7 protein-coding genes are annotated in these 6,935 nt (G+C 73.3%); 5 read left to right on the forward strand and 2 right to left on the reverse strand.

Annotation, left to right across the window (positions count from 1 at the left end; translation table 11 throughout):
- Window positions 1–776 (reverse strand): helix-turn-helix domain-containing protein (locus E1300_RS46075; protein ID WP_131763589.1); only part of this gene is annotated, 776 nt, incomplete at its 3' end.
- 145 nt (window positions 777–921) lie between these two features.
- On the opposite strand from E1300_RS46075, the gene E1300_RS46080 reads away from it, so the two are divergent.
- The 3 genes from E1300_RS46080 (at window position 922) to E1300_RS46090 (ending at window position 3,946) form a co-directional block, all read left to right on the forward strand.
- A complete protein-coding gene (locus tag E1300_RS46080) occupies window positions 922–2,169 on the forward strand; it encodes a sensor histidine kinase (RefSeq protein ID WP_131763590.1) in 1,248 nt (415 codons plus the stop codon).
- Window positions 2,169–2,843: a response regulator transcription factor gene (locus E1300_RS46085; protein WP_131763591.1), complete on the forward strand. Its 675-nt coding sequence runs from the start codon at window positions 2,169–2,171 to the stop codon at window positions 2,841–2,843. The genes E1300_RS46080 and E1300_RS46085 overlap by 1 nt, the downstream gene beginning before the upstream one ends.
- A 176-nt stretch (window positions 2,844–3,019) precedes the next feature.
- Window positions 3,020–3,946 (forward strand): glycoside hydrolase family 16 protein, encoded by a 927-nt coding sequence (locus E1300_RS46090; protein ID WP_165503303.1) that lies wholly within the window; start codon window positions 3,020–3,022, stop codon window positions 3,944–3,946.
- A 102-nt stretch (window positions 3,947–4,048) separates the two neighbouring features.
- Here the strand turns inward: E1300_RS46090 and E1300_RS46095 are convergent, their stop codons facing one another.
- Complete coding sequence (locus tag E1300_RS46095) at window positions 4,049–4,549, reverse strand: hypothetical protein (protein WP_131763593.1); 501 nt, start codon at window positions 4,547–4,549, stop codon at window positions 4,049–4,051.
- A 307-nt stretch (window positions 4,550–4,856) separates the two neighbouring features.
- Here E1300_RS46095 and E1300_RS46100 point away from each other — a divergent pair, with 307 nt between their 5' ends.
- Both E1300_RS46100 and E1300_RS46105 read left to right on the forward strand, forming a co-directional pair.
- Window positions 4,857–5,717 carry a hypothetical protein gene (locus E1300_RS46100; RefSeq protein ID WP_131763594.1) on the forward strand — a complete coding sequence of 287 codons (861 nt, stop codon included), beginning with the start codon at window positions 4,857–4,859 and terminating at the stop codon, window positions 5,715–5,717.
- Between the two features lie 45 nt (window positions 5,718–5,762).
- The gene (locus tag E1300_RS46105) at window positions 5,763–6,626 is read left to right on the forward strand and encodes a glycoside hydrolase family 16 protein (RefSeq protein WP_131763595.1); all 864 of its coding nucleotides are present in this window, start codon (window positions 5,763–5,765) and stop codon (window positions 6,624–6,626) included.
- Window positions 6,627–6,935: the final 309 nt, after the last annotated feature.

Consider the following 6,935-nt stretch of genomic DNA (forward strand, 5'->3'; position numbering starts at 1 on the left):
CCGCGATCGCCGGGCGCCGGGCGCAGCGCCCGCCGGGCGTGCCGCGGACCGGGGCTCCGCTCCGCCCTGGCCGGGGGACCGGCTCCCTGCTCACCGCCCGCGGCCCGCTCCAGACGGTTCTGCGCTCCGTCCTCAGGTTCCATGCCGTTGGCCGACGCTGCCGTGGCCGCCTCCTTCCATGCCGCCGAGGCGCCCATGTTGAGCGCCTGCTTCGCGACGACGAGCCTGTCGCCCGCCTCCCTGACCGGCCGGACGGGATCGCCGATCCGCATGGGCCGGGTATGCACGACCGGCGGATCGGGCCGCGTCGCCGTCACCGGATCGGGCCGCGTCGCCGTCACCGGGTCGGTCCGCGTCGCCGTCACGGGGTCGGGACGCGTCGCCGTCACCGGGTCGGTCAAGGGGTCCTCGACCCGCGGGACCGGCCCGTGACCCGCCCGGGACGCCATCGGCGGGAGGCTGCCGGAGGGGAGCGCGGTCACGGGCGGCGCGTACGCGGAGCCGATGCGGTCGTGCGCGTCCGTCCACTTCTCCCTCTCCTCGGGGACCAGTCCGCATGCGGTCACGAAGGCGACCACGGCCTCCCTGCTCGGCAGGACGTCACCGCCGAGGAGTCCGGACAGCCCGCCGGGGATCAGGACCCCGGCGGCCCGGACGCGCGCCTCCAGCTCCTCGACGGGCAGGCCGGACCACCGCTGGAGGCGGCGCAGTAAGGCGAGGAACGCGGCGGCGTCGCCGGCCTCCTCCGGCCGCGGGACGGCCCTGGTCGCCGGCACCGGTGTCCTCCCGTGCGCGGGGACGGGTGATTTCGTGGGCATCGTAGCGATCTCCTGGTGAGAAATGGCTAATGTTCGCTATGCGGTCTCTTGACCCGATCCAAGGCGTCAGAAGTCCGGCGCTCGCCCGATGGAGGACCCTGCGATGCCGCGCTCCGGCGACCCGACCCCGCCGGTCCTGAAGCGTTCCGTCGAGACCCGGATCGGCACCACGTTCGTCCTGCTGATGCAGGTCCGCGTCCTGGTCGTGGGCGTCACCGTACTGGTGGACGAGAAGGTGCGCGGGGACCAGTGGGCGCTCGGCGTGCTCGCCCTGGCGGCGCTCGTGTCCGGGGTGGTGCTCGCGGGCTGGGAGCGGGTCGTCCTGCGGCTCTTCGAGCAGCCCGCGCTGCTGGCCTTCGACGTGCTCATCGGCTACGCCGTGCTCCAGGTCGGCGGGATCTTCGGCCCGTACTTCCTCGTCACGGTCATCGCCGCGGGCCTCGCCGGGCTGCTGTACCGGTGGCCGGTCACCGCGCTGCTGTGCGCGCAGCAGACCGTCCTGTACTACACGGCGCTGTACCGCAACGAGTCCGGCGGGGAGGGCACGGGCGTCGCCCTGCCGCTGCTCGTCGCGCTGCCCGCGTTCTACGCCGTCGGCGCGCTGGTGGGCGGGGTGCTGCGGCGCCTGTTCGACGAGCACGCCGCCGCCGAGGAGGACCGCTGGCGGATGGAGGCGCTCGCCATGGCGGCCGACGAGCGGACGCGGCTCGCGCGGGAGATGCACGACTCGCTGACCGCGACGCTCGCCGGCATCGCGCTGTCGGCGACCGGCCTGCCCGCGTGGGTCCGCAAGTCGCCGGAGCGGGCCGAGAGCGAGGCGCGGCGCATCGCGACCGCCGCGCAGGTCGCGACCCGGGAGGCGCGGTCCCTCATCGCCGAGCTGCGCGACGACGCCGTCCGGCTCCCGCTGTCCGAGGCCGTCTCGGAACTCGCCGCCGAGTGGGAGAGCGTCGCCGGCATCCCCGTCCACGTCGACGCGGACCCGGACGCCGACCTCCCGCTGCGGGCCCGGCACGAGCTGGTGACGATCGTCCGGGAGGCGCTGGAGAACGTCCGGCGGCACGCGCACGCGTCCCGGGTGGACATCGACATCCGCGCCGTCGGGGACGGCCTGGAGGCGCGCGTGGCGGACGACGGCCGCGGGCTCCCCGACGACTCCGGCGCCGGCTGGCTGGACGCGCTCGCCCGTGCCGGCCACTACGGCCTCGTCGGCATGTACGAGCGGGCGGAGCGCGCGGGCGGGCGGCTGGAGGTGGCCTCGACCCCGGGCGCCGGTACGGCGATCATGGTGGCGCTGCCGGGAGAGGGCTCGGGCTCGGAACCGGCACCGACGGCGCTGGGGAGGCAGTGATGGGCGGGACGGAGCGCATCCGCGTCATGGTCGTGGACGACAACGCGTTCATCCGCGCCGGGCTCACGTCCGCGCTGGAGGCCACCGACGACATCGAGGTGGTCGGCGAGGCCGGGGACGGGCACCGCGCCGAGGAACTGGCCTGGTCGCTGATGCCCGACGTCGTGCTGCTCGACGTGCGGATGCCGCGCACCGACGGGATCGGCGCCGCGGCGGTGCTGAGCAGGATCAGCCGCGTCATCATGCTGACGCAGGTGGAGGAGCCCGACGTGGTCCTGTCGGCGGTGCGCAACGGCGCCGTCGGCTACCTCGTCCACAACACGTTCACGGTGGACGAGCTCGCCGAGGCGATCCGGGACACCGTGCGGCACCGGGCCCACCCCCTCTCGCACGCGGCCAGCGCCGCGCTGATCGACGCCGCGCGGGCCGGCCGGCCCGCCGGTCCCGCCGCCGCGGATCCGGCGGAGCAGCGGGAGCGGTTCGGGCTCTCGGCACGCGAGGTCCAGGTCATGGATCTGATCGTGCGCGGTCACAGCAATCAGGACATCGCGGCCAAACTATTTCTCACCGAGAAAACCGTCAAGAACTACATCAATCGCATTTATGCGAAGCTGGGCGCGCCGAACCGGGCCACGGCCATCGTCACCTGGCTCGGGATGCCGCCGCAAGGCTGAACTGCGGCTCCGCAATGAGGCCCCCGCGCGATCGGGATAGGGCCCTAGGGCCCTACGGCGGCCCGCGGCGGCTTCGTAGAGTTCCGGACGAGAGAGAAGGACGGTCCTTTCTCGGGCCGCCGAGTCCATCCTTTCGTCTGGAGGCCCGAAAAATGCTTCTGCCGCCGAAGAACAGAATGGCCGTCTGCACCGGTGCGGTCCTCGCGGCCGGGGTCGCCGCGGCCGCGGCCCTGCACGGGGATCCGGCGGACGCCCGCCAGGCCGTCGTGCCGGCCGGCGCGCTGGAGCGCTCGGCCCCGGCGATCGCGGTCGGGAAGCCGGCCGCGCGCGAGGACACCGCCGCGTCCGCGGCCGGGACGTCCGCCAAGAAGCCCGCCCAGGCCACCGCGGCCGCGCGCTACAAGTGGGGGCAGCCGCAGAACTACGACGAGTTCCGCGGGACGCGCCTCGACAGGCGCAACTGGGAGATCTACGTAGGCAAGGGCAACGGCGGCCTGGGCAGGAGGGTGGCGAGCGCGGTGACGGTGCGGAACGGCGCGCTCACGCTCACGGGCAAGCGGAACGGCGACACCGGCGGCGTCGCGTGGACGCCGGGCGGCCAGGCCAAGGGCGCCCGCAAGACGGGCCGCTGGGAGGCGCGGGTCCGGATGAACCGGGCGTGCGCCTGCTACAACGCCAACCTGCTCCTGTGGCCCGCCGGCGGCGGTGGCGGCACCGATCCCCAGGGCGGCGGCGGAGAGATCGACTGGATGGAGACCTACGGCGACAACGGGCTGCGCAACGGGACCAACTTCTTCCTCCACTACGGCCCGGAGAAGAACGCCAAGCGCCTGAACGCGCACGTGAAGGTGGACCTGCGCGCCTGGCACGCGTTCGCCGTGGACTGGAACGCCAAGGGCATCACCGGCTACCTCGACGGGCGCAAGTGGTTCCACACGTCCAACAAGGCGGCGCTCCCGCCGGGGCCGATGGGCCAGGCCATCCAGCTCGACTGGTTCCCCAACCTGACGGGCAAGACCGCGAAGGGCGTCAGCCGGACGGCCCCCGCGACCCTCCAGGTCGACTGGATCCGCTACTACAAGCCCGCCAAGGCCCGATCCTGACCGTCCCCAGGCCGCCACGGCCGACCCGCGGCCATGCACACCGGCCACCTCAGGAAGCGCCGCCCTCCCGACTCCTTCACCGGGAGGGCGGCGTCCTGCGCGTCACTTGACGATCTGCCAGGTCCCCTCGCTGCGCCGCAGGACGAACCTGGGCTGGAGGGTGCTCGCCGTCATCGACCCGGCCGTCCAGTGCAGGGCCGAGAACGGGATGACGGCCTCCTCGCCGGAGAGCCGCCCGCCGTGCACGACCACCGACCGCATCGCCTGCTGCTCCTGCGGGCGCAGGAGGTGGGGCGTGCTCTTGACGCCCTCGGGGCAGTTGCCCCGCAGCGCGGGCCCCTTCACGAAGGCGCCGCCCGGCGCGACGTAGCGGCACACGCCCGCGTCGCCGGCCGCCTGCCCGCGGAGGAACGCCTGGAGCGCCGCCTGCGCGCCCGCGATGCCGTCCTGGCCGCCCGGGTCGGGAGTCTCCGCGGCCGGCCGCGACGCCGAGGGCGACGGCGTGAACACACCACCGTCCTTCGAGTCGTCGTCGCACGCCGTGGCGGGGAAGGCCATCGCCAGCAGAACGGCGGCGGAGCGGACCAGGACTGCGTGGTGCATGGCGGCCTTCCTCGGGCTTTCTCGGGCGGGGTGTCCGCGTGCGCGTCGAGACGCCGCCGCCGCTTTCGGGGTGATCAGGCGGCCTTGCGAAGATTAACGCCCCGCGCCGTGCTTGGCCAGTCATGCGGATTGAGCCGCCGATCGCCTTCCGGTGGCCGGGCATTCCGCGGTCGGGGTCCCCCTTCCGCCTTCCTTGGGTCCTAGGGCCCTAGGGCCGCCGAATGGCCGTCCGTAGCGTTCTCGACAGCCCGGATAACGGTCTTCCGGAGAACGGCTCGCACATCCGGGAACACGAAGGAGTCGGAGAATGAAGAGGTTGACGGCATTCACGGCGGCGGCCGCGCTCGGCCTGGGCGTCGCCGGGGGAGCGTGGGCGGTGGACGCGTCGTCCGGTGGCCACGAGAGCCCCGCGACGGCGGGACGCGTGGCCGCCACATCCGGAACGGGCACGTTCGAGGAAGGCACGTCCGAGACAGGTACCTCCGGGGCCGGCGCGTCCGGGGCGGGCGCGTCCGGGGCCGGCGCGTCGGCGGCAGGGAAGTCGGCGACGGAAACGTCGGCGGAGGGGAAGTCGGCGAAGGCCACGTCCTCGCCCGACCCCAACCCGAAGTTCAGCCTCGCCTACAGCACCACGCCGAAGGACTTCAACTCCCCGCCGCTGGGGCGCAGCCTGAGGCTCAGCACCTGGGGGACGATCTCCTTCACGCGGCAGGCGGAGAACTTCCACCTCATCTACAAGGACATCAAGCTGACGAACGCGACGGCCAGGGTCAGCGTCCTCAAGAAGTGCGGCGGCTCGAATCCCGCTCCGGCCAAGGCGACGGGGGCCGAGATGGTCCAGAGCTTCAGCGAGAGCTCGTGCAAAGCGAACGTGGAGGTCGCGGTCGGCCTGCCCTGGGCGGTGTCCTTCACCCCGACGCTGAACTGCGGGAAGCGCAGGGTCGGCCAGATGAAGACCAGGTTCGACGCCAAGGACATCGACTACAGCCAGTACAACAGCGGGGTCCCGCTGAACTTCAAGGGCAGCGTCTACGGCGGCCCCAGCGTGCTCCAGAAGCCGCACCAGCCGCTCTGCCTGGTGAACGCCGTGTCGTTCAAGATCTGGAACAAGAGCAAGTCCGACTCGTTCGAGACCAAGCTCAAGGCGTGCGTGACGCCGGTCAACTGACCACCGCCGGAAAGAGGGAAAGCGACGAGCGGGCGGGACGTGGGAATGCCGGTGGCGCGAATGGTGCTGGGGCCGTGGGGACGGCGTTTCGCGGTCGTGGGCGCGTTCCTCCTGGCGGCCATGGCGGTGGTACCGACCGGGGCCGATCCGGTGCCCTCCACCGGGGGCGGGCACGGGATCGTCCGCGGACCCGCTCGCGAGTCGTCCGGTGAAGGGCGCCCTGGCCCCGGGAACGGGCGGGGCTGGGGACGGCCCGTCGCGTCCGACCACTTCACCGGCCGGACCCTCGACCGCGAGGCGTGGGAGGTCTACGACGGCCCGGGCCACGGCGGGAACGGGCGGCGCAGCCCGTCCGCCGTCACGGTGCGGCACGGCGTGCTGACGATCACCGGGCGGCGCGACGGCACCACCGGCGGGATCGCGTGGCGGCGCGGAGCCCGCAGGTACGGGCGCTGGGAGGCGCGGATCCGGATGTCGCGGGGCTGCGCCTGCTACCACCCCGTGCTGCTGCTCTGGCCGGTCCAGGGCGGCGGGGGAGTGAGCCCGCGGGGCGGCGGGGGCGAGATCGACTACGCCGAGACGATCGACGACGGCCGGCGCCGGCACACCGCCTTCTACCTCCATTACGGCCCCGAGGACGGCGACCGTCGCCTCGACGCGCGAATCGGCGCCGACCTGACCCGCTGGCACGTGTTCGCCGTCGAGTGGACGCCCCGGGGAATCAGCGGCTTCATGGACGGGCGGCGCTTCTTCCACACGACCGATCCGGCCGTGCAGCCGTCGGGGCCGATGGGCCAGACACTTCAGCTCGACTGGTTCCCGCATGACCGGCGTGACACCGCGCGAACTGTCGACCCGTCCGCCCCCGCGACGCTGCAAGCCGACTGGATACGGATGTACGGACTGTGATTCCTCCGCGCCCGGTTTGGGCTTCGCGGACGGCGAGTGGGACAGTTCCGAACGGGCATCTCTGCCCAGGGAGCTCCTGAACCGCCGTTCCGGGGCCGGCCGCGCATGGCCGCGGTGTGTTCGGCGCAGGTGCGCCGGTCTGGAAAACTGGGGGCGCTATGGAATATCTGATCGTCATCGCCGTGCTGGCCGTCGTCGCGCTGGTCGTCGGCGGCGTCCTGTTCCTGCGGCCGGGCCGCCGCGGTCCGCGCCCGCCCGTCGAACCGGCCGAGCCGCCGCGCGGCGGTGCGACCGCCGTCGACGAGGCCG

The organism is Actinomadura fibrosa (assembly GCF_900659615.1).
Taxonomy (GTDB): domain Bacteria; phylum Actinomycetota; class Actinomycetes; order Streptosporangiales; family Streptosporangiaceae; genus Spirillospora; species Spirillospora fibrosa.